General features: G+C 46.1%; 1 protein-coding gene. It reads right to left on the reverse strand.

All coding sequences use genetic code 11. From position 1 onward, the window contains the following. Positions 1 to 230: hypothetical protein (locus SB751_RS35860; RefSeq protein WP_410749713.1), on the reverse strand; the 230-nt coding region annotated here is incomplete at both ends.

Genomic DNA, 230 nt, shown 5'->3' on the forward strand with positions numbered 1-230 from the left:
CCCACAAAACGGTCTAGGTAGTACCACACTTCACCCGCTTCATATTGGCTCACGCCTTTACCACCAACCAATAACACCTTAGGTGCAGAAACCACAGCCATAGAGCGAGACCCTAAATCAGCACCTTTACTAGTTAAACCGGTAGTAATTGGTTTAACTTCAATCCCAAACTGGCTTTGTGCTTGGTTTAACTTTGTCACCCAGTTGGTGTCAGTTTGAAGTCCTGCTGG

The sequence above is a fragment of the Cupriavidus sp. SIMBA_020 genome, assembly GCF_046535395.1.
Taxonomy (GTDB): Bacteria; Pseudomonadota; Gammaproteobacteria; order Burkholderiales; family Burkholderiaceae; genus Cupriavidus; species Cupriavidus campinensis.